Origin of the sequence: Roseburia hominis (assembly GCA_040702975.1) — a bacterium.
Taxonomy (GTDB): domain Bacteria; phylum Bacillota; class Clostridia; order Lachnospirales; family Lachnospiraceae; genus Allocoprococcus; species Allocoprococcus hominis_A.
The window spans coordinates 136,541-159,488 of record CP159990.1 but is presented as its reverse complement, the minus strand read 5'-3'; the positions used below and the strand labels follow the sequence as shown (position 1 = coordinate 159,488).

At 40.9% G+C, this 22,948-nt stretch carries 14 protein-coding genes and 1 pseudogene; 13 read left to right on the top strand and 2 right to left on the bottom strand.

The window, feature by feature from the left end; all coding sequences use genetic code 11:
• Nucleotides 1–93: 93 nt before the first annotated feature.
• Together ABXS75_00650 and ABXS75_00645 are read left to right on the top strand one after the other, a co-directional pair.
• A complete protein-coding gene (locus tag ABXS75_00650) occupies nucleotides 94–600 on the top strand; it encodes a fumarate hydratase C-terminal domain-containing protein (GenBank protein XCP85354.1) in 507 nt (168 codons plus the stop codon).
• The gene (locus tag ABXS75_00645) at nucleotides 593–1,456 is read left to right on the top strand and encodes a fumarate hydratase (GenBank protein ID XCP85353.1); all 864 of its coding nucleotides are present in this window, start codon (nucleotides 593–595) and stop codon (nucleotides 1,454–1,456) included. The genes ABXS75_00650 and ABXS75_00645 overlap by 8 nt, the downstream gene beginning before the upstream one ends.
• A 433-nt stretch (nucleotides 1,457–1,889) precedes the next feature.
• Here ABXS75_00645 and ABXS75_00640 read toward each other — a convergent pair.
• Nucleotides 1,890–3,206, bottom strand: a pseudogene (locus tag ABXS75_00640) (IS66 family transposase).
• A gap of 292 nt (nucleotides 3,207–3,498) precedes the next feature.
• On the opposite strand from ABXS75_00640, the gene ABXS75_00635 reads away from it, so the two are divergent.
• From ABXS75_00635 to ABXS75_00610, 6 genes are all read left to right on the top strand, one after another.
• Entirely contained in the window at nucleotides 3,499–3,861 is a 363-nt protein-coding gene (locus ABXS75_00635) for a hypothetical protein (protein ID XCP85352.1), read from the top strand.
• 124 nt (nucleotides 3,862–3,985) lie between these two features.
• Nucleotides 3,986–7,603 (top strand): LamG-like jellyroll fold domain-containing protein, encoded by a 3,618-nt coding sequence (locus ABXS75_00630; GenBank protein XCP85351.1) that lies wholly within the window; start codon nucleotides 3,986–3,988, stop codon nucleotides 7,601–7,603.
• A 24-nt stretch (nucleotides 7,604–7,627) separates the two neighbouring features.
• The gene (locus ABXS75_00625) at nucleotides 7,628–8,080 is read left to right on the top strand and encodes a hypothetical protein (protein ID XCP85350.1); all 453 of its coding nucleotides are present in this window, start codon (nucleotides 7,628–7,630) and stop codon (nucleotides 8,078–8,080) included.
• 96 nt (nucleotides 8,081–8,176) lie between these two features.
• On the top strand, nucleotides 8,177–11,590 hold the full coding sequence (locus tag ABXS75_00620) for an SIR2 family protein (protein ID XCP85349.1): 3,414 nt from the start codon (nucleotides 8,177–8,179) through the stop codon (nucleotides 11,588–11,590).
• 131 nt (nucleotides 11,591–11,721) lie between these two features.
• Nucleotides 11,722–13,572, top strand: coding sequence for an AAA family ATPase (locus ABXS75_00615; GenBank protein ID XCP85348.1), 1,851 nt, complete (start codon nucleotides 11,722–11,724; stop codon nucleotides 13,570–13,572).
• A 464-nt stretch (nucleotides 13,573–14,036) separates the two neighbouring features.
• Nucleotides 14,037–15,017 carry a hypothetical protein gene (locus ABXS75_00610; GenBank protein XCP85347.1) on the top strand — a complete coding sequence of 327 codons (981 nt, stop codon included), beginning with the start codon at nucleotides 14,037–14,039 and terminating at the stop codon, nucleotides 15,015–15,017.
• Here ABXS75_00610 and ABXS75_00605 read toward each other — a convergent pair.
• Nucleotides 14,991–17,276 (bottom strand): hypothetical protein, encoded by a 2,286-nt coding sequence (locus ABXS75_00605; GenBank protein XCP85346.1) that lies wholly within the window; start codon nucleotides 17,274–17,276, stop codon nucleotides 14,991–14,993. The genes ABXS75_00610 and ABXS75_00605 overlap by 27 nt on opposite strands.
• Before the next feature lie 27 nt (nucleotides 17,277–17,303).
• Here ABXS75_00605 and ABXS75_00600 point away from each other — a divergent pair, with 27 nt between their 5' ends.
• The 5 genes from ABXS75_00600 (at nucleotide 17,304) to ABXS75_00580 (ending at nucleotide 22,900) form a co-directional block, all read left to right on the top strand.
• On the top strand, nucleotides 17,304–18,239 hold the full coding sequence (locus ABXS75_00600) for a hypothetical protein (protein ID XCP85345.1): 936 nt from the start codon (nucleotides 17,304–17,306) through the stop codon (nucleotides 18,237–18,239).
• Nucleotides 18,240–18,573: 334 nt separating this feature from the next.
• Nucleotides 18,574–19,422, top strand: coding sequence for a site-specific integrase (locus ABXS75_00595; GenBank protein ID XCP85344.1), 849 nt, complete (start codon nucleotides 18,574–18,576; stop codon nucleotides 19,420–19,422).
• Nucleotides 19,419–20,594: an IS91 family transposase gene (locus ABXS75_00590; GenBank protein XCP85343.1), complete on the top strand. Its 1,176-nt coding sequence runs from the start codon at nucleotides 19,419–19,421 to the stop codon at nucleotides 20,592–20,594. The genes ABXS75_00595 and ABXS75_00590 overlap by 4 nt, the downstream gene beginning before the upstream one ends.
• A gap of 586 nt (nucleotides 20,595–21,180) precedes the next feature.
• Nucleotides 21,181–22,098 carry a tyrosine-type recombinase/integrase gene (locus ABXS75_00585; protein XCP85342.1) on the top strand — a complete coding sequence of 306 codons (918 nt, stop codon included), beginning with the start codon at nucleotides 21,181–21,183 and terminating at the stop codon, nucleotides 22,096–22,098.
• Nucleotides 22,099–22,405: 307 nt separating this feature from the next.
• Nucleotides 22,406–22,900, top strand: a complete 495-nt coding sequence (locus ABXS75_00580; GenBank protein XCP85341.1) for a DUF4231 domain-containing protein — start codon at nucleotides 22,406–22,408, stop codon at nucleotides 22,898–22,900.
• Nucleotides 22,901–22,948 lie beyond the last annotated feature (48 nt).

The window sequence follows — 22,948 nt, the reverse complement described above, 5'->3', positions numbered from 1 at the left end:
TTATATCTACTTGTCATCCTAGCCGCATATTAATATAAATGAAAGATACTGAGTTAGGTGATAGGTAAAAAGATGAAGAACGAGGAAAGAACTATGATTGAGTTAACCACACCAATTTCAGAAGAAGCTGCAGCCGGACTACAGGTAGGTGATACCGTGGAGATCAGTGGATATATTCTCTGCGGCCGTGATGCTGTGCTTCCGAAAGTGCTGAAGATGATTGAGGATGGTACAGTGGGAGACCTTGGCGTGGATCTGCGCGGACAGGTGATCTTTCACACGGCGGTAAGCCTTGCGGGAGTAGGACCGACAAGCTCCAATAAACTGGAAATCGAGAGTAGCATAGAACCACTCAGTAAAGCGGGCATCAAGTTGCACCTTGGTAAGGGGCAACTTCACCCCGAGACGATTGCGGCACTGGACAAGTATAACGCCGTATTTGCGGTGATACCGCCAGTGACGGCGCTACTAGGCGCCAAGACGACAGAGCAAAAGGTCATGGCATTCCCGGAGTTGGGCATGGAAGCGCTGCATCTAATCAAGGTTGACAAATATCCCGCTATTATCGGTGTGGCGCACGGGAGGAGTATTTATGACTAAGACTTATGATGAAATTGTTGCTCTTGTGCGGGACACACTGGTGGAAGCTGGAAGCACGTTCAGAGAAGATAAGAAGGAAGCGTACCGCAGAGCAATAAACACTGAGCGGAATGACCAAGCCAAATGGGTGCTGGAACAGGTACTTGCCAATGCGGAAACTGCGGAGGAGAATCACAGTCCGCTGTGTGATGATACGGGTATCCCGCATCTGGTTCTGGAAGTTGGGGAAGATTGCGCTGTAACGGGACGGATGCTCGATGCCATCAAAGAGGGGGTGACTCAGGGCCTACGCAAGCTTCCCGGACGTCCTATGGGCATTATGGGCGATGACAGCCACAGGATTGACCAGAGCGGTGGTCTCAATCCAGATTCTGCCGGCGTGGAGCCGGCACCGATTCTGTTGCGGAGATGTAAGGAGGATGTGATTCGCCTGCATATCCTGATGTTCGGCGGTGGCCCGGCAATCCGAGCAAAGACCTGTTGCGTGTTCCACAAGCACAACACACAGGTTGTCCTGGATGAGATTGTCAAGTGGGCGATTGAGGGTGTGGTGCAGTTGGGCTGTTCTCCTTGTACGCTGGCTGTCGGCATTGGCCGATCGCATTTCGAGGCGACGTCCATGATGCTCCAGGCGCAGGTGGACGGAAGGTACGGTGTCCAAAGCAAGATGGAGCAAGAGATTACCAGGAGAGTGAACGAGGCGAATATCGGACCTCTGGGCCTGCGTGGGGACACGAGCGTGATTGCCACCTTCATGAAGGTCGGTCCACAGAGAGCATCTGGTGTGCGGATTGTCTGTGTCCGTCCCACTTGTTGCTTTGAGCCGAGAATTGCAACGGTAGAATTGAGGGCGTAAAAAATTTTGTGTCTACAAAAATGAATTTTTCTGATAAGAATTAGATATGTAATATTTTGCTGTCGAATTCATGCCTTTGTTGCTGTCGAATCGTTAAAGTATAACCATTTGGCAAGATTTTATACATCTTTTTTGATTTTTTGCATGACAAACAAGGCATTGTGCTTATTGCTCTTTTCATGGGCGCTGTCCATACCCGACCTCTGGAATAGAATTGGGATTTTCTGTCAATAATACAAATGCCAACGGAATAGGAGTGAGGCAGGAATGGGCGCTTCAGAAGCGTTACCATTCCTGCCTTTTCTATTTACAAATAACCGATGAGCCTTTCTACATATAAAACAATCGTAAGCGCTTAATTTTTAGCCGTTGACAAAAAATATCCGACTACCTTTCTGTAGCCGGAGTACTTTGACAATTCACATATGATCGATCACTGGTTTGAGTTTGTCGCCCGATACTCAATCTCGGCTTTGACCTTCTCATTCCAGGGTGCCAGGAGGTCTAACTCTTCATCACTCATCCTATCATTTGGCAGTTTCTCAAGCAGATAGGTCAGATAGTGATAGACGTTTACTCCATTTGCTTTTGCCATTTCTACCATCGTATATACGATAGCACTGGCCTGGGCTCCCTTGGGAGTATCACAAAACAGCCAGTTTTTACGCCCGACTGTAAATGGACGGATTGCATTCTCGCTGAGATTATTTGAAAAACTGCATCGTCCGTCTTCCAGATAGGTTGTAAGGTATGGACGTCGGTTCTGAATGTAGGTGACTGCCTTATCCATTCTAGAGCCACGGACAGGGCTTTGTTTATCAAGCCACGACAAAAAGCCCTCGATTATCGGCTGTTCTTTCTCAAGACGAGCCTTTTTGACAGCATCGAAGGAAGAATACTTTGCTTTGATCACATCTTCCAGATGGAAAAGCTGATTGATATACATCATGCCCTGTACAGAAGGCTGGGTATAATCCAGCTGCTTTCCTTTCGGGATCGCATCTGTCAGGTATCTCCTGATATGTGCCCAGCAGGCTGTTCGTTTTGCATCAGGTATCTTATTGTACCCGCTGTAGCCGTCGCACATTAGATAGCCTTTGAATCCATGAAGGAATTCAGCTGCATTGTCTCCGGCACGGGTTTCCGAGTACTTATAAAGGATGATCGGCGGACCACCATCTTCACCACTGCGGAAAAGCCACATATAAGATTGGGTCTGGGCACGGCGTTCCGGTTCATGCAGTACCTGCAGCGGCGTTTCTTCTGCCATTGCGAATTCACGCTTCAGCAGCTTCCGGTGAAAGTATTCATACATAGGGCGGAAGAACTCTTCTGAATTACGGATCACCCAATTCGCCATGGTTGCTCTGGTGATCGCAGCTCCATACTGTTTCCAGTCCTTTTCCTGTCGGCAGTAAGGCAGGCTGTTACAGAACTTCTGATACATTACCCATGCAACCGTACCGGCAGAAGCCATCCCATGAAGCATATGGGGACGGCCATCTTTCCCTTTTTTTATAACTGGAAGATCACGACGGCTGCATTCCGGACAGGTATAATTTATACTATAGATTTCAATTACTTTCAGTTTCGCCGGGATAAAGACCAGTTCACGGCGTACAAACTCTTCACCTATTTTTACCAGAGGAGTATTACAGACAGGACAGATCTTATCCTCATCAGAAAGATCAAAATATTCCTTCGTCACAGGAATGCCTTTGAAACGCTCGGCATCCATAGTTCTGGATCTTCGTTTTTTCCCTTCTTTTTCAGGAAGAGGAGTAAACCCCTATCAGGATATTCCGACAGCTAAATCTGCGTTTGGTGCAGGGCTGATTCTGTTTCCATTTGGGATGAAGCGGTTGAAGGATATTTCGGATTGCCGGGTATTCGACAGGTTTAGACGAAGTTAGCGCTTGCATTAAAAATAATGTGTATATAAACTTATATTAGGGGTAGGCAATTCTGCTATCAGGTGCGATAGAGATATGCAAGTCTACATTAATCATATGATCCATAAGAATTCAGGGGGGGGGGGTAAAATGGCAAGCAACAAGGACGGCAAATTTTGTCTGGCTGCAGTTAAAATTTTTCCTGATTCTCGTTATGTAAGAGCTGACAGAATTGCTGGTGAGGGTTTTGAAGTCAAAGTCGGTTTGATTACTGTAACCGGAAACCGGATTCCAAAGGGAACGAAAATAAGAGTTGAATGTACACCACTTCATTTTGATCAGGAGTTTGTATACGATCCCCAGGAGCAGCCCAAATTTCTTATAGAGGTTGAACCTGGTATTGATTCTAATGTTGTAACAACTGCAAAAACTCCTGATGGAAAATGGCCCTCAGACGCAAATATTGATGTGAGGTTTTATTTTGCATTTGATGTAGCTGCGTTGTCATATTAGTTCGGGCAGCCTTTCAGTGCATTCGCTCTGTAAAGATATCTGTTTTTGACAGCAGCAGCGCATATGGCAGACTTGTTTTGCCAAGAATCTGTGCTGCAAGATTTGTTTGACAAGGAGGACTATTATGAATTATCCTTATTATTCTTTTCAGATGAGAACTGCAGGTCCAAGCAATGCGTTTTCGGATATGCCTGCAGGAATATCTTTTGCTGGTGATTCTGCATATTCCATTGCAGCGTGGATATACATGAAGGACTATGCCGGGATGAAGGAAGTAATTTCTCAGGGAGACGATTTTACTTTTGGTGTGGACGATCAGCAGCTTTTGATTCGACTGAACGGAAATGTTATAGCGACATCGAAGAATGTTGTTACGAGCGAAGAGTGGCATTATATTGCAATTGTTTTTGATATATTAGGTTATCGGTTTTACTGTGATGGTGAGTTTTTGACATTTGTTAGTGGGAACGGAAATACGGTATCTTTATCCGGGAATCTGATTATTGGTCGGAACCTGAATGGATATATCAGAAACGCCGTACTTTATTCTTCAGCTTTAACGCCTGATGATTTAAAGAATTATATGTTCAGTGTTAAGAATGCTGCCGCATATTATGATTTCACTTCAAATCCTGCAATTGAGCATGTAAATAACCTGAAAATTAATTATGACGGTCTGGCGGATATTGTAAAGACAGCTACAGCTGCTATGTTTAAAAATCAGGGGTATCTAAAAATTGAAAGCGGCAGTAAAGCAAATCCCGGCGGCAATATTAATGTACCTTATACGATTCAGGCGTGGATCTATCTGGATGCCTCTGATTCTACCGGCTGCTGTACCATTCTTCATAACACAAATATCGGAAATGATACCGGCGTGCTTTTCACTGTCGAACGTGAATTGAACGATAAGGGAGACGCTGAATTTTATTTGTGTCTGCGGCATGGAATGTTTACATATGAATCAAACTTTCTGAAAAGTACTACGCCAATTCCTCAAAAACAGTGGGTAAACGTTGCGGCAGTATTTGAGAAAGCTACATGTAGGATATATATTGATAATAGCCTTGCGCTTTTAAAATCCGGGCTTTTGCCCATTCCTTCAGAACTTGATGATCCGATATGTTATATAGGCTCTAAGGTAAACGGTGGTACGGAAAACGGTACCGATGTGTTTGAGGGAGCAATTTCAAGGATTGATATCTGGGACAAGGCACTTTCAGAGGATGAATTAATTGAATTTTCCAAAAAGCTTCCGGACACTGCTTCGGATGGAAATAATCCGAAAGATGCATTTTTCTTCCAGAACAGCTTTGTTGATCTGATCGATTTTATTCCTGCCGGTCGAATGCGCGGAGTTTATCTTGGCATGACAGAGCCGGAAGCTACGCAAAAAGGTGAGCATGAGGGAGGCATGGATGATTCTGCTTCGGAAAATCCGTATACCGATATGGAGATTCCCAATGAACTTCGTACAATTGCGATTCAGAAGTATCTGGAGCAGCATCAGAAGGTCAATGGTACGGTGATTGAAGCCGTACCGGAACATTTCTTTGCAGTCGATCATTTTGAGAAGGACGAAAAAATATATTTTGTTATTCATCTGGCAAAAGAATCCTATATAGTTTCAGATATGGTGAAAAATGATGACGATCCGGATAGTGAATACATTCTTTGGATGACTGAGCTTATCATCATTGTTGTTGGAGGCATTTGTTTTATCCTGTTCGGATTAAGTCCCGCTTCCGGACAGGCAATCGTTGGTTATATTCGTCAGAATATTGTGAATATACCGAGCCTGGGATCAATATTCATGGGCGCGACAGAGAAAAATGTAGCAGCCAAATGTATCGACTTTATTCTGGAACTGTATCATCAAAATGTGCTTAAAGCGCTTTTGCGCGTTATGTTTTCTGTGAACTTATTTACAGTCATCAAAATCGGTATTATTTTGATTGCCAGAGCTTTAGGCGGCGTTGTGAGCTTACTGGCAGAAATTGCCTCGCTTGCGGTTACTGTCGCACTTCATCTTGCAAAACATTCAAGTACTCCGTTTGCACTTGAAGAGATTACCTTTCATTCAACCTCCAATACAGTCGGCTCAATTATGTGCAGCGACTCCGATTTGTCCGATTTGGCTGAAGCAGAATGGAGAAAACGAAGAAATATCGCTTATCCATTGTTGTATTGCATAACAGACATATATAATAATACTGCTAATAATCCAACGGTAAAGAAAATTACTGTAAAGATAAAGCTGAATATACAAAGCGATTATGTCGGCAAGGCATTTGTCAGGGCTATAGATAGAACTGCAGGTGACGAAAGCCTTGGAAACAGCAATGAAGTGTCTATAAAATTGAATGGATATAAACAGGAAACGCAGTTTCTCTCAGTTGATTTTCCCGCACACACAATCAGGTCGGCGGTTAATTCATTTCAGCTTGTTCTGGAGTGGCAGGTAAAATTGGAAAATAAAGACGATTGGATACGGCTTGCCGTATCCCAAAATACAGTTTATGTCATCCCCAGACTGCCCGATGTGCCTTGGATTGGCAGTACATTGCCCTGCATTCCGTTTATTGAGCTTTCCTATCCTTGGGTCAAAGGAGCAAGTACATGCGAAGAGATTGCCGGACGAATTACGTCTAAGATAAATTCAATGCATGATGTTTTTTCCTATGAAACCATGCGCGGCGCACCAAGGTATGTTTCTGGTGCGGCAGGAGTTGATTATAACAGGCTTTTAAATGATTTACAGAATTCAGGAACTCTATCTGTTCCTGTTAAAATCAATTGTTCAGATTGTGCATGCATGGTAGCAATATTTAGTAATTTATGGGGCTGCACGCTTAGAGTCAGACGAATGGAAGGAAAAGGCGGCGTAGGATTTAAGCTTAACAAAGTAATTGCAATCGGTACCGGAAGCTGGGGCTTACCATTTAAGGGTGGTTTTAGGTTTCATGCGGTTGCCGCCAACTTCGATTATAAAATCTCTAAACCAAGTGACAAAGATTTAATGGTTTATGATGCGTGTCTGGAATATGATAACAGGGATACGCCATGGGATAATGCCGATGATGCTCAAAGAGTACCGTTTCTTCCTGTTAATGTGCCATTTTCAACGCTATCTGCTATCCCGCCGCTGCCAATGCCGGCAGCTCCCGAAAATTCATACAGAGAACACCTGGCGGCAAACAGGAAGGATGGAATAGGTATCTGCAATATGAGAGCTAATGTGTATAATCCGTATTTTAAGAGCAATGCCAACAGACAGATAAGTGTATCTCAGGAAATAAGGGATTATTACAAATATGATAAATGGGCTTCTGCTGAAGCATGTGGTCAATCTGCTTTTTATAAGCCAGATTCAATGATTCAATTTGATGAATATAAGCTGATAGAAACAAGTGCATATTTAGGTATAGCCGGTTCCTATCATAACAGATACATTCATGATGACATTCCTGAAAATACCATTGAACTGATTGTTGTTCCGTGCAGTGAACCAGGTATGGCTCATGAGGTAATGCTTCAAATGCTGAGTAGTATTTCCTCGAGTGACCTGAAACTTACTGAACCTGACGGTGTATTTGCAAATGCATCGGTCTTGTTCACAAGTCAAAATGAAAGCGGATCTGTGAAAATGACTTGTATTGGGAATCTGTTCCTGACAATTATAACAGGCGGCCAGGTCGACTCAGAACAGATTGGCAGTATTTTACGTAATCGTTGTATTTAAACGACTGGAGGTTGAAGTAAAAATATGAATACTATTCATGCACCGCAGATGTCTGTGAGTTTAGAATTTGAGTTTATGGGTGCTGATTTGACTGCTGAGTATATGGTTTCGGATGAGGGTATGACAATCCTGTTTTCGTCAGATGCAGTTGAATCGGCAGAGAGTATTACGCTTTCTGCAATGACCGCAGATTTTAATGAGCTTGTTGAAGAACAGCAGCTCGATGAGAGACAGGTATTGCAAGCGATAAAAAACGATGTGTACATCTCGGGGAATGATGCTTCCAGTGGGATTATAGATTTTTCAAAAATCAAGTTCCGGCTGAAAGGCTTGGAGCTGAAAATCTTTATAGGCAAAGACGGTAAAAAGTCGGTTTCCTATGCAATTACACTGGAGATCCTTCTTGACGGTATTTTACCTGACATCAAGATTATCCATATAAAGTCTCTGAATTTCTGCCTGAAGAATATGAAATAAGAAAACTGAAAAGAGTAACCATAGGGAAACGATTGCTTTAGTGACAATCTCCGCATTCATGCTATAAAGCTTCACAGTAGAAAGGCGATGAAAAAGATGGCTATAACTCATATAGCAGATTATCCACAGCTACTATCTATCTTAGAAAGTAATCAGAAAATTGTATATCTGTTCGGAGCAGGAGCGTCCATGTCCCTCGGCGGTCACGGATTAAGCTGGTCGAACTGGATTATGGCGGGGAAAAACAGCCTTAACCCTGATGACCGGAAGGAATTGGAACGTCGTATCGGCTCCTGGTCTGCGGGAGAACTGATTGATGCTGTAACATTTCTATTAGAGAAGTTGAAGCTTTCGAATTGTTATACTGCCTTCATGGACAAAACGATTGGTTCTCTCCATCCGATAGAGCCAGATTTTAAAGCCGCTCTCTGTAGAATATGGAGAGCAGGCGACCTGATTGCAACTACGAACTATGATTTACAGATTGAGGAAAGCCTGCATGCAAGTCCTGTTTCCTATTCCGTACCGGCAGAAATTCTCTCGATTATCCGGGGAGATGCGGATAACAAGGTTATTCATCTCCATGGTGTGTATGATAAACTTCATGGAGTCGATGATATCGTTGCTGATGATCCGCAGTATAAGGGCATTCTTGCCAATGCAGGGGCTCAATTTATTCAAAATCTGCTCAGCACACATCCGTTAATCATTGTTGGGTGCGGCGGGACGATGGAAGATCCGAATCTATCAGGATTTCTGTCTTTTGTGGCAGAGAAGCTGGGCGTGACGGATATTCCTTATTTCTGTCTGTTAAAAAACGGCGATTTGGCGCCGGCGTTGCCTGCAAATGCGGTATCGGTCTTTTATGGGGATGACTATGGAGACCTTCCGATATTTCTTGCCGAATTATCGGCTTTGCGCCTGCGCAAAAGAACAAAGCTGAGAAGTATTATGGCAGTAAACCCTTATCAGAATATTCCGACAGTTACATCTGCGTTTGGACGTTTGCATTTTTCAAATGAATTTAATAGGTTTGTTGGGAGAGAGGAAGAATTACGGAAGTTAAACGATTTCTTGGAGCAGGATGTTTGTTTTTCCTGGTGGACGGTTCTTGGTGACGGGGGAATTGGAAAAAGCAGGCTTATTCTGGAATGGCTGCGGAATGCACCAGCCAATTGGTTTGGTTTCTTCGCCCGGAAGAACCCGGAAGAAGCCAGGAATTTTAAGCCGTTCACGGATACTATAATCGTATTTGACTATGTCCTTGGAAAAGAACATGAATGCGCAGAGATGATAGCGGCTTTTCGGGAGATTTTCAGCACATTTTCGTACAAATTGCGTATCCTGTTTGTCGAAAGAGAGCAAAGAGCGAAGGATTCTGATTGGCTGACAATAATAAAAAGAGCATTCTATGCGGAAGATAGACTGTTGTTTGATAGCGCAGTGTACGATAAGGCGTTGATGGTAGAAGCGTTATCTGTTGATCATGAGATCAGGTATGTAGAAAATTATCTTTCTGCGTATCTGCCGCTTGTAGAATCAAATGATTTTATTGAAACCTGTAAAGCAAATATTCAAAGCGCAAGTGGCGAAATAGAGAAAGCTTTCAGAACATCCGTAGAGCCTGCTTGTTACAGACCACTGTATCTGAGCATCTTCATTGAGGTGTGGCTGAGTAAGGAAGGAGAGCTCTCTTTGTCGTCGGCTGAAGAACTGCTGGGCGAATACCTGCATCGGGAAATGGGGCGATGGAGGAAGATCCTTGGCGATGGGGCTATGGTGGATTCTTACATGCGGCTTTTGGCGATGGCGTGTGCGATTGAACGGTTTAATCTTGCGGATGTTTATGGAGAAAATTATCTGGAAGAAGACTGCAGGAGATTAACACAATTTTTTGATGATGAAAGCGGAAAACCGGGAGCTGACAATGTATTTTCTGATTTGTTCGTTTCCATGGATGAGCTTGTAGAAGATACCGGCAAAGATACGATTGCCGAGGCATTTTTTAATCCGGAGAACGGGGCGATAGATGAGGAAGATATCAATGTGATCAGAACCCTTGATGAGGTTGAAAGGTTTGCTTATTTCACACCGTATGTTAAACTGCACGCCGATCCGCAGGAAGTGTATTTGCAGATGAAGGTAGGGGCAGGTGCGGCAAAGGCCGAGGAGGTTGCGGAGCTTGACAGAGTACGGGAAAACAGGATTTGGCATGTGGCGGCACTTCCGGATCATGCATGGATCATTGAGCCGGTGTTTCCGGATATTATTAAAGAGTTCATAGTGACATATACTGTAAATGCCAGAGATATCGGTCGGTTTACAAAACTGGCAAGATCCAATTCTATTTTGGGATTTGGGAATTTTCTGTCGCTTGCGCTGGATGATTGGCCGGCTAATAAAGGCTTCCAGAAAATGATAGTCACGCCGCCGGCAGAGATGCTGAATTATTTTGAATATTATATCAGCCTGCTGAGGCGAATAGATGCGGTGGAGGATATTCAAGCGGTTGAACAGGTTCTTATTGATAGTGAACCCTGCTTTCAGAAATATGAGATGGAACTGTGGAGAAGGATCGCCGTTGTTCTCACGGACAGGAATGATGTTGAACGGCTTTATGAAAGCGGGGTGCATTTCATCCAGTATATGAGGTGTAGTGCCGATTTTGTTCCCATTCGGGATGAAGCGGTTGATGTAATAGAGGCGTATTGCATAGGCATTCATAATGCGAGTCAAGTGCAGAAATATGCTGATTTCCTACAGAAGATAGAGACGGCTGTTGAAATACTCCCGGAAAACCAACGGTTGGGATATATTCTTTGTCAGAATTACAGTCTGCTTAGCCATCTAAAGCTATATCACAATAAGAAAGCGAATGTTGGGGCTGAGTGGGATAAGGTGTTGCATTATATAGAGCAGTATGGCTGGCAGGATGATATGTGCAGGACAGGCATGGAAGCAGCATATGATTATCTGGGAACCCTGATTGGCGGTAGCGTAGAGCGGATAAGAAATCTGGAAGAACAGCTTACGCGGTTGTATGAGAGGAATGGATTGCAGGAAGTTGCGGAAGTGGCTGCTTTATGTGCCATAAACAGTTATGCAATTTCATATAAGAAAGGAAAGCTGCTGGCTGAAGAATATGATAAAATAAGAAAATATTTTTCAGAATTCCCCGATTCCATGAGAATACGCTCGGCTTATGTCGCCGTCAGCAACTATGCATTTGCAAAAACATCGGACTATCGCAATGTTCCGGACAAACTATTAGCACAGGCAAAAGAGTGGTCTTTGCAGTATCCGGGAGAAATTGAGTTCCAGGAAGGGTATTTCGGGCTGCTTATGTCAAGGCTTGAATATGCGCAGTCACATGATATGAGAAACGAACAGCGAAGAACATTCAAAGAAATGGAGGCTGTTGCCCAAAGAGCGGACTATTCTTCATATAACGAAGAAAATCAACTGATTGAGTCAGTGCAAATGCTGAGAAAAATTTATGGGTATAGATAGTACCAATGTTTTAAATGATTGGGCAATAAAACAGCAGAATATCAAAAATATAAAATATTATTCCGTATAAAGTTGCCTCCTTGCTTATATTGGAGTATAATAAGACCAAAAATGCAAAGGAGATCCAAGCTATGCCTGATGTGATGACGATAAAAGAAGCCTCCATTCTATGGGGAATCGGAGAACGGAGAATAACAACGCTTTGCAGGGAAGGAAGGATTCCAGGTGCGATTAAAAATAAGTGTTGGCTGATTCCTGCTGATGCTGCAAAGCCGGGGGATAAGAGGGTAAAAACCGGTGCATATGTGAAAACAAAGTTACCGGAAGATTTGCCGCTGCCGATTGGCGTGTCGGATTATAAGACTGCCGTGTCAGAATATTACTATGTAGATAAGACCCTGCTGATTAAGGAATTTCTGGATGAAAAAGCGAAGGTATCTCTCTTTACAAGACCCCGCAGATTCGGCAAAACGCTGAATATGGATATGATAAAAACCTTTTTTGAAATTAGCGAGGAGGATACGTCTGTATTGTTTCGTGATAAGAAAATCTGGTCATGTGGACAGAAGTATCGGGATTTTCAGGGAAAGTATCCTGTGATTTTTATTACCTTTAAGGATATCAAAAATCAGAATTGGGAAGACTCACTTGCCAATATTGCATCCGTGCTTTCAGGAGAGTTCCTCCGACACCAGGAGCTGATGGATAGCGGGAAGGTCAATGCTTTTGATAAGGAATACTATCAGAAGGTCGCAGGTCAAAAAGCCAGTGAAGTGGAATTGTCTCAGGGATTACTAATCCTATCACGAATGCTGGATAAGCATTATGGTGTGTCTCCCATCATTATTATTGATGAGTATGATACACCGATTCAACAGGGCTTCACCGAAGGGTTTTATGATCAGGCGGTGCTGTTCATGCGAAATTTCTTTTCAGGGGGGTTAAAGGATAACCCTCATCTTTCCTATGGTTTTATGACAGGTATTTTGAGCTCAAAGGAAATTATTTTCAGTGGTCTTAATAATCTCAAGATTAACTCTGTTATTGATCAGAAGTACTGTGAGTATTTTGGATTTACGGCTGATGAAGTGAAGGAGATGGCGGCCTATTATAAAGCAAGCAGCAAGTACAAGGAAATCTGTGAATGGTACGACGGATACCGGTTTGGCAATGTCGACATTTTTAATCCATGGTCTGTGAGCTATTACTTCGCCAATAGCTGTGAACCAAGAGCCTTCTGGATTGCAACGGGCAGTAATGATATCATCGGCGAGATGCTAAAAAGTGTAGAGGAATTAATCTATGAGAGCCTCCGGTCATTGCTGCAGGGAAGAACCGTAACCGCATGTATCGATACCAATGTAATATATCCACAGATTAAAGAGCGGCCTTCTTCTGTATACAGCTTCCTCCTGGTAGCTGGGTATCTGAAAACTGTTAAAACTGAGGCTTCCTTTAATGGGGATTATATGTGTGAACTTGCGATTCCGAACTGGGAGATTACCTATGTGTATAACAAGGAGATACTGGAGCGGATGAGTCCGATGATTCCGCAGGCAACTGCAATTGATATTCAGGTGGCCTTGTACACAGGAGACGCCGCAGAGTTAAAGAGGAAACTGGAAAAACTCCTGTTACAGTCCGCAAGTTTCTATGATGTGGCGAAAGAAAGCTTCTATCATGGTTTTGTGCTCGGCTTGTGTGCTATCGTGGATAACTGTTATGAGATTACTTCAAATCGAGAATCCGGAGAAGGGCGATTTGATATTTGCATGAAACCGAGAAAAGAAGGGCTGCCGGGCATCCTCATAGAGCTGAAAGCTTCAAAAGACAGCGGCGGACTGAAAGAATTGGCAAAAGATGCTATTTGGCAGATTGAGGAAAAGAAGTACCAAGCAATGCTGGAAAAAGCAGGGGTCAGGTCTGTTTTGAAATATGGAGTGGCTTTTTGCGGAAAAAATGTGGAAATTGAACTAAGATAAAATAATTACTTAATGTAATTTGACTCCATATTTTGGTAAATAGAAGATTGTGAAAAGTTGATTGAACAAATGATCGGTGCGTGCTGCAATATAATTGTATAATCGAACGAAGTTAGGGGATGAATTTCCGGTTGTTGGGTGCCCTCTAGTGTTACGAAGGGAGCATTCGACATGTTTAGACAAAGTTAGCGCTTGCATTAAAAATGAGGTGCATATAAACTTATATCAGGGGTAGTTTAAGATGAGTAAAATATGAATAGAGAAATTGTTATTGTAGAAAAATAGGGAAATGTTTTTAATAATTGATAATAGTGGATAATTAGCAGTTATCCGTTATTTGATAAATCGGGGATAATACTTGATTATCCTTAATCGGACTGCAGAATAATGCCCCATTATCTGTTATTTTTTGACAACACAAAATCACAGTTCAAATGTGATTCCCATAATCTGGAGGAAAAGTTATGCAAGAAAAGGATTTACGAATTATATTTCTGGCAAAATTTGCCCCTAATGCAGGGGAGGATTATCCATTAATAACAGAAGAATCTGATGGAATATATGCACAATATCACTATGACATTTATCAGATTTTAAAGGGTATTTGCCCCAAGACAGTTTGCTGTCATGATGTCAATTTCCTTTTTGAAAAGTCTAGTTCATATGATTATGTTTTTACATTATTAAACCGTGCACCCTACCGAAATTCAGAAATATTTGTTTCGGCTTTATTGGAATATCTTAATATTCCATATTTAGGTGCTAGACCTAATATACGAGCGCTGGCAGAGGATAAACATCTTGCTAAAATGGCGGCAAAGTATGCGGGACTAAATACACCAGAATGGATAACCATCGACGCAGATGATACCATTTCATTTAAACAACCATTTGCGGGGCCCTATTTTGTAAAACCGCGTTTTGGGGCATCTTCGGCTTATATTGATGAAAGTTCCATTGCCAACTATTGGGAAGACGCCCGAGAAAAGATTATCGATTTACAACGGTACGGCATTGATGTTATTGTGGAAAAATTCGTAGATGGCATATTTTATAGTGTTCCAGTTTATTTTAACGATTCTGTTGCAATTCATCTACCATCGGTAAAAGAAAAGTCTATTCTGAAAGGAAACGTAGTTACTTACCGACAGAAAAGGAAATTAGATTCCGGTTTGACCAGAACGATTAATTTAGATAGAACACTTGAAGTCGAACTTGTGCGTCAATCGGATGCTTTTTTAAAATTGATTACACCGATTGACTATACAAGGATCGATTTTATGGTATCATCCAAAACAGTTGAATTCATTGAATTTAACGTATGTTGTAATCTTGGACGGCAATCTGCTTTTTGTATATCAGCAAACAATGTAGGGTTATCGCAAGCCGATTTAGTAACACAAATACTTAGGAACAGTTTAAAACGGCAAAAGCTCATCTGCTAAAATATCAATAGAGTTAATTGTCCAATATTCCAAAAAGCAAGGTGCATACAAATCCTCCCATTGTTCAAATTCGTAATGACAGGATGCGTTGCATTTTTTGTTAAGAAATGATACTACACTGTAAGGTTTTGTGCCTGGAGCAAAATTAGATTCCTTTAACGCAAGGTGCCCATATTTTTGCGAATTATCAGAATTGCCGAGTACATATTCTATAACAGCCATAAAAAGATAGTATTTCCCTTTCAATCTTGGCAGACCAGAGGAAAGTACACGTTGTTGCAAATTAGTAACCAGCTCATAGGCGGTTTGAGTTTCTCCAGTTTTTATATACAACGCAGCAAGATTGAATGTAGCATATCCAATTGGCATGATTGTTTTGGCAATATCAATGGACAAGGTTAGATACTTTATAGCTTCAATGTAATTATTATCCATCAAATAACAGATGCCAAGATTGTTAGCTGCCAAGTGAATCTGGCTTGCACCGAATTGTTGTAATCCTTCAAATGCCATTAATGCCTGACTTAATGCGTAAGATATAGAGGCATTTTTGAGATTGTATGAAGTCAGATTAATAATTGTACTATAATACCCGAATAAGTCCCCATTTTCTTTAAATATACATTTTGCCATATTTCGAAGTTGGTGAGCTTTTGAGGGTACAAATATAGTGGCCGCATTTCTTAAAAAATATGGATACTTTTTACTGCACTTTAGTTGTTTATCAAAAGTCTGATATATATTTATAGCGTCTGATAGCTTACCGCTATGAACATCATTGCTTATTAAAAACGAAATTAATATTGCAAGTTCATCAACATCAGTAGATGTGTCTATCAGACGCTGCAATCGTTCTTGGGCTAATTGATGCTCCCTACATCTGTTCAAGGTAATTGCATATATTACATTTATAGCACGATTTGTATTGTCTAAAATAAATTTGTCCAGTATATTTTTGGCTTGCTTGTATCTTGCATTACAAAAAAAGAAAATGGCTATAAGTAACTGTATCTGATCATCCTCACTTGTTTGTGCAGCAGATATAATATCTTCATTAACAACATAGCCCATTTGAAGAGCGTTTCTTACTATGGAAATTGCAAATTGTTGACTACTTTTTTGATCCTTTAGTAATATAGCAAAATCCCATGCTTGTAATAGATGCTGATAGGACAACTCCTTACACTGTTTATAGTATGCTAAGAGAGATTTAGAAATTATCAGGCGATCAGCAATATCTAATTCAGGGATATAAGTAGAATCTACGCGATAACTTTTGATCCTTCCATCAATATCGATCAGTGTTTTAAGAAAACCTTCTTTTTCCAATGAATTAAGCATTGTTGGTATGGATCCGATAGGGAAAACTTTTTTATATGGACTAGCATCTAATATTTTCAGCAATGTTTTGCTTGTAATAAAATCATTGTAAAGGTATATGATTTTTAAAGTTTGTAAGTTAATCGAATCAACAGACTGCTTTCCTAATGGTTCTCTTAAATGAAATAGGATTTTGCGGATATTTCCACTTGATTTGAATAAAATCATATCCGCCTCTTTGTCGGACATGCTTTTATGGTAGATTTCACCCAGTTTTTTTACATAACTAATATTAGGCATTGGAAAAGACAATTCTGTATAGGCATACTTATATTTGGTCTCCAGGTAGAACTTTTCAAAATTTTCTCCTGTATCAGACTTAGAACATACAATTTTTACTTTGGGGTTATTTAAAAGTGCCTGTAATTCATAAATAGATTCATTGTCCATAAATTGTATGTTATCTATAAAAATAACAAGTGTTTTTGTTTTGGTTATTTCATCAACTAAAATAAAAAAAATCTCTTTCAAACGACTCTGATAGAAACCCGCATAAATGGGTAGCGCTGATTTAGGCTGAAACAAAGCTGCAAGTGTGTCTGATTGGCTAATATCCTTAATGACTGACGAAAGTAATGGCACTTCATAAGTACCATATTCTTGGTCTGTGAACATTTGAAGTTGTTGATAAAGTTGATTGTTTTTACTGCTTAATCCATTAGTGATAGCCTGTATCGGATTTCTTACATCTGTTGATAATTCTGCACTAAAAAGCTGAACAGATGGTGTGGTCCGCATCATATATATAGCTCTACTTATAAAGGCTGTATTGCCAGCACCTTTAGCACTCTCATAAAGCAATATTTGACTGTCCGCAGAAAAAATGAAATCGACAACATCGTTAATTTCTTTTTTGCGATTTTTATAAGCTTCTTGCATTAATATCAACCTCCGGAGGTAATTGTCATGTACCCAAAAGACTATTTAGAGATAATTAATGAGATATGCAAAAAACATTCCATACGCATAACCTCATTCGATAACACTTCAGTTCTGCGCCTATTATACCAAAAGGAACAACATTTTATATGGAGCAGGCGATTTGATTTGAATTCTGCCATAGCTTCACGTCTGGCAGATAACAAATATGAAACATCTATAGTATTGCAAGCCTGTAATATTCCTGTAGTAGAATGCCACAAACTGTCTCGTATTGGAACAGAGGAATACGAAAATAACCCGGAGAGCAACTTATGTGTTTGCAGAAAATTGTTGGAGCAATACGGAACCATTGTAATTAAACCTAATAATTCCTACGAGGGTAAAAATGTATGCCGCTGTTCCACAATGAAAGAAGTTGAAAAAGCACTTCAATCAATATATTCCAGCTATAAATTTATAGTTGCTACACCTTACATAAATGCTGTTAATGAATATAGAACCTTTTTTTTGAATGGAACTATACTTCTTGTTTATAGAAAGAGCTTACCTCATATTATTGCAGACGGCAAATCTACATTAATGGAATTGCTTGTTGGGCAATCATATGATTTTGAAATGATAAATCGTCAATTATATAAAGAGTTAAATCTTATCCATCCAGTAGGGCAAAAGATAATCTTGAACTGGAAATTTAATTTGACGCAAGGAGCATCTTGCCAAATCATAGAGGAATCTGATTTACGCTCAAAACTGTGCAATCTTGCCATTAAATCTGCCAATGCCATAGGAATATCTTTTGCAACTATTGATATAATAGAAGAAGAAAATGGCAATCTAACCGTGTTGGAAATTAATGCCGGTGTTGCAATGGATCAGTTTATTCAGCAAGTTCCATTGGGCAGGAATATAGCAACAGAAATTTATGAAAAAGCTATTCTTTCCATGTTCCATATCGGGTAATATTCTGCTTGTAATAAAGGATAATGGGGCATTATTCTGCAGTCCGATTAAGGATAATCAAGTATTATCCCCGATTGAACAAAATCGCTGCGCGATGGCCTGCCAAGGCTGGGGCGCAGTTTTTCTTTAACAACAAATAAAAAGCAGTGGAAAAATCTCCCGTAATACGGTATTGTTCAGTTACCACACAAAACAATCAAACACGGAGACTCCCACTGCCTATGAATACAATAGCACTTTTTGGTGTCTTCCGCAATCGGAATTATGATGCCAATGCACCTCCTTGATAGGTAGCTGCCACTATTAACAACTACTTATTCATGGAGGTTTTATAATGTACGAAGATATTTTTAATTCCATCCGCCAAGCTGCGGAAAAACGCAACCTTAGAGAACGGACCATTCAACTGTATTGCAGTGATGTCAGCTATTTCCTGCGCTGCACCAATAAGCCTGTTACTGACCTCACACTCGAGGATGCAGATGCCTTTCTTACCATGAAACGTCTGGAAGGCAGATCGCCGGAAACACATAATCATTATCGTTCAGCAATCAAGTTCTTCTACAAAAGAGTATTGAAGATACGCTGGGACGATGATGAAATTCCTGCAATGAAGCGGGAACGTAATCTTCCAACAGTCCTTACCCATCAGGAGATAAATGCCATCATTGATGCAACAACGAACCTGAAGCATAAAGCCATCATTGCGACCATGTATTCCTCTGGATTGCGCGTATCCGAGGTGATCCATCTCCACTATGATGATATTTCCCGTACCAACTTGACCATTCATGTCCGTGAGACAAAGGGAAGGATCGACCGGTATACGATCCTTTCCCGGAGAAATCTGGATCTTCTCACAGAGTACTGGTATCAGTGCGGCCGTCCGAAAGGCATTCTTTTCCCAAGCTCATGGACCGGTGGATACCTTGAGCCGAACAGTATCAACCAGTTCTTTAAAGAAAGTGCCAGACGCGCCGGTATTACCCGCCGTGTTTCTTCCCATGCGTGCCGCCATAGTTTTGCAAGCCACCTGTTTGAAAGTGGAACGGATATCAAATATATCCAGTCCCTTCTTGGTCATGTTGATCCCCGCTCTACGGATATATACCTTCATGTAAGCAACAAAACTCTTCTTGGTATCCGCAGCCCTTTTGATGCTCCGGAAGGCGGTGAATCATGAGCGAAAACTGCACGATACAGGATGTGTTTAACCGCTTTTATTCTGACTATGAGAAAACTCATGAACTGTCTGCGGCACAGCGAAAAGCAGCTTATCACATCATGAATTGCAAAACCGGTGCATTTGGTGTTAATGTAAGTGTTTGCGAGGACTGCGGCTGTATCTCCGTCCATTATAATTCCTGCAGGGACAGGTGTTGTCCCATGTGTCAGGAGTTTCCGAAGGAAAAGTGGGTAGATGCCCGCAGGGAGGATATACTGGACGCCCCATACTTTCATGTGGTTTTCACTGTGCCTGAGGAATTAAATCCTGTCATTTACAGCAACCAGAAGTCACTCTATAATGCCTTGTATCATGCAGCTTCAGATACTTTAAGCGAACTTGCCAGAGATAAAAAATACCTTGGGGCAGACATCGGTTATATCTGTATTCTCCACACTTGGGGAAGTGCGATGAATTTCCATCCCCATATCCACACCATCGTGTTAGGCGGAGGGCTGGATGCCAAGAACCACTGGAAAGATAACGGTGAGGATTTTTTTCTCCCTGTCAAAGTCATTTCCAGGGTTTTTCGGGGCAAGTATCTTGCCGGGCTAAAACAGCTATGGACGGATGGAAAGCTGGAGTTCCATGGAACAGCGGAACCTTACAAAAATCATTATGCCTTCATGGAACTTTTGGACACCTGCTATGCCAAAGAATGGATTCCTTATTGCAAGAAGCCATTCCGTGGTGCGGAGTCTGTTATCAAATATCTTGGCAAATATACTCACAGGATTGCCATAAGCAACTACCGAATAAAGGGTATGACGGATTCCACGGTTACGTTTACTGTTAAGGATTACAAAAATCAAGGCCAGTGGAAGGAACTTACACTTCCTGGGGAAGAATTCATCCGGAGATTTCTGATGCATGTTCCTCCAAAACGTTTTGTGCGGATTCGGCATTACGGCCTGCTTTCTTCTCGGAATAAAAACAAGAAGATTATACTATGCCGCAATCTGCTTGGCTGTAAGAAATACATTTCCAGACTTAAAGATCTTGATGCGCCCGCTATTATCAAACTGCTCTATAACAAGGATGTCTGCAAATGCTCATCCTGCGGTGGAAACATCATTCCTCTGCCGTCTGGCAGGTATTACACAAGGCCTGAGCCACACCTATTATGTTAAACACCTGCAACTGAATATTTTCAAAAAAGCTTCCTATGGAGGCTTATTCGTGGTGCTCTGGAAATGATTTTAAAGGGATTTTTCTCCATCTGCACAGGCATGCGATATACTGTTTTGCAAAGAGCGTCAGAATTGAAAGCCCATATATAGCGGCCGCCCGGATGCGCTTTGTTCAACCAGGAAAAATCGAAATTGATGCAAACGAAAGGGCAGTTATCAAAGAGTTCAAGGCTGCTTTTTCGTTTGCACCATCTTCGATTCTTTCCTTAACGATTTATCAAATAACGGATAACTGCTAATTATCCACCATTATCCTGTGCAATCTAAAGCCACTCCAAAATAAAACTCTACGAATAGTTTTTACATTCACCAACAACAAATGAACTCTACCATTTATAACATCTAAAAAATCCTTAAGTCCCCCCTTCATGCCAAATTTCGCATTTTCATTAAAAATAATGTCGAAATAAGTAGTATCATGTTTAAATAAAAGAAGGTGATATCTGAATTACAAACGGCCAAAATCCGTCAGACAAGCGAATTCAGCACCTCGCAAATTACGGACAAAAGAAGGAGGAAACGAAAGATGAACTTGGAGAATAAGCTGGAAATGTATTTAGAGTATTGTGAATATCGAAAGGAACTGGATAAGAAAACATTAAAGGCGTATCGCATTGATTTGCATCAGTATTTTGCATTTGTTGGTGCGGAGAGGCCTGAAAAGGAGAAAATAGAAGAATATATTACACAACTACATAAAAATTATAAGCAGAAGACTGTAAAGAGGAAAATAGCATCCATAAAAGCGTATTATAATTATCTGGAAGAGGCAGAAATCATTGACGAAAATCCATTTCGGAAAATAAGAGTTAAATTTAAAGAAAATGTAACCCTTCCAAGAATCATTCCGCGGGAGGAGATCGAGCAGCTTTTGAATCAGATGTATCAATGTTTAAATGGAAATAATACGATATCCCGCAAATGCATGCTGCGGGATACGGCGGTTGTAGAGATGTTTTTCGCAACTGGGGCGAGAGTATATGAAATCTCGAATATACGGGAGGATAGTATCAATTTAAATACGGGACTTATAAGGCTTATGGGGAAAGGCGGGAAGGAACGATATGTTCAGATTGGAAATTATGCTGTTCTGACAGTTCTGAGAAAGTATTATGCGCAAAACGAGCAGGCAATCAAGGAGAGTGGGTATTTTTTTGTGAACAATAGAGGAAATCGGTATACGGAGCAATCCATTCGGCTGATGTTAAGAAAATATACGAAACTGGCACAAATCGAAAGAAACATTACGCCTCATATGTTCAGGCATTCGTTTGCCACTTATTTAATTGAGGAAGGGGTGGATGTGAGTTGTGTTCAACAGATTTTGGGGCATAGTTCTATTAAAACGACACAGATTTATATACATATTGCATCGAAAAAACAGGCTGAAATTTTGAGAGAAATGCATCCGCGGAATCATATGAATATAGTCGGGGCTGCATAAATTTTTATTGCATTTTTATAGCTTGTCTGGGATTTGATTCCGCCGTCATCCACGATCTTGGTTTTAGGAAATTTGTAGAAAGGGTAATTTCATATTAAAAAATGAGAGCATCATCGTTTAGTCCTACTGGTGAAAGAAGGCAAAATATCTCCGGTTCGACAAATTGCGACAAGGTTCGCGCTTGCCCAAAGAATAGGAAGGATTTAAACTTATATTAGTGTTAATGTTTAATAAGTATGTAGCCATTTTGGCAGTGACGTTGCTAAATAGAAAGCCGTTTAAGCAATAAACAGGAGTGAAATGTGGAATGGGGAAATCAAAAAATACCTATGAAGAAGAACTATATTTTATGAAAGGCCATGAGTCAACAGAAGAGGAATATTTTGAAGTTGTTAACAATTATATTAGATATTATGCAAGACGTGCAAAGAGATGTAAATATCAATATTATGGTTTCAATATTATCAAGTTTATTGCGCTTGCAGCCATTCCGATCATACAAATGATTGATGTAACAGCGGATAGGCCATGGATCGCGGCAATGGCCTCCTCTATTTGTTTGCTGGTGGAGTCAATTATGGGAATGTGGCGTACACGTGAAAAGTGGATTATTTATCGTGACACTTATAATCAACTGGGGAGGGAACAGAGAATATATGCAACAGGGAGTGGAAAATATGCGGAAAAGGAGAAACGATTTCATAAATTTGTTATGAATATAGAGGCATTAATCAGCGATGAAGCGAGAAAATGGTGCGAAGTAGTCCGGGAAAAAGAAAAGGATATTCATGAGAGTAAATAGTAAAGCATATACATAGTAATTGGGAAAGTATGCAAAGTAGGAAAATAT

Excerpts from the sequence above, each read along its gene's own strand:
- ABXS75_00645 (XCP85353.1), top strand. The coding sequence starts at position 593 with ATGACTAAGACTTATGATGAAATTGTTGCTCTTGTGCGGGACACACTG.
- ABXS75_00590 (XCP85343.1), top strand. The coding sequence starts at position 19,419 with ATGAGCGAAAACTGCACGATACAGGATGTGTTTAACCGCTTTTATTCT.
- ABXS75_00625 (XCP85350.1), top strand. The coding sequence starts at position 7,628 with ATGAATACTATTCATGCACCGCAGATGTCTGTGAGTTTAGAATTTGAG.
- ABXS75_00630 (XCP85351.1), top strand. The coding sequence starts at position 3,986 with ATGAATTATCCTTATTATTCTTTTCAGATGAGAACTGCAGGTCCAAGC.
- ABXS75_00620 (XCP85349.1), top strand. The coding sequence starts at position 8,177 with ATGGCTATAACTCATATAGCAGATTATCCACAGCTACTATCTATCTTA.
- ABXS75_00585 (XCP85342.1), top strand. The coding sequence starts at position 21,181 with ATGAACTTGGAGAATAAGCTGGAAATGTATTTAGAGTATTGTGAATAT.
- ABXS75_00600 (XCP85345.1), top strand. The coding sequence starts at position 17,304 with ATGTACCCAAAAGACTATTTAGAGATAATTAATGAGATATGCAAAAAA.
- ABXS75_00605 (XCP85346.1), bottom strand. The coding sequence starts at position 17,276 with ATGCAAGAAGCTTATAAAAATCGCAAAAAAGAAATTAACGATGTTGTC.
- ABXS75_00650 (XCP85354.1), top strand. The coding sequence starts at position 94 with ATGATTGAGTTAACCACACCAATTTCAGAAGAAGCTGCAGCCGGACTA.
- ABXS75_00615 (XCP85348.1), top strand. The coding sequence starts at position 11,722 with ATGCCTGATGTGATGACGATAAAAGAAGCCTCCATTCTATGGGGAATC.
- ABXS75_00580 (XCP85341.1), top strand. The coding sequence starts at position 22,406 with ATGGGGAAATCAAAAAATACCTATGAAGAAGAACTATATTTTATGAAA.
- ABXS75_00595 (XCP85344.1), top strand. The coding sequence starts at position 18,574 with ATGTACGAAGATATTTTTAATTCCATCCGCCAAGCTGCGGAAAAACGC.
- ABXS75_00610 (XCP85347.1), top strand. The coding sequence starts at position 14,037 with ATGCAAGAAAAGGATTTACGAATTATATTTCTGGCAAAATTTGCCCCT.
- ABXS75_00635 (XCP85352.1), top strand. The coding sequence starts at position 3,499 with ATGGCAAGCAACAAGGACGGCAAATTTTGTCTGGCTGCAGTTAAAATT.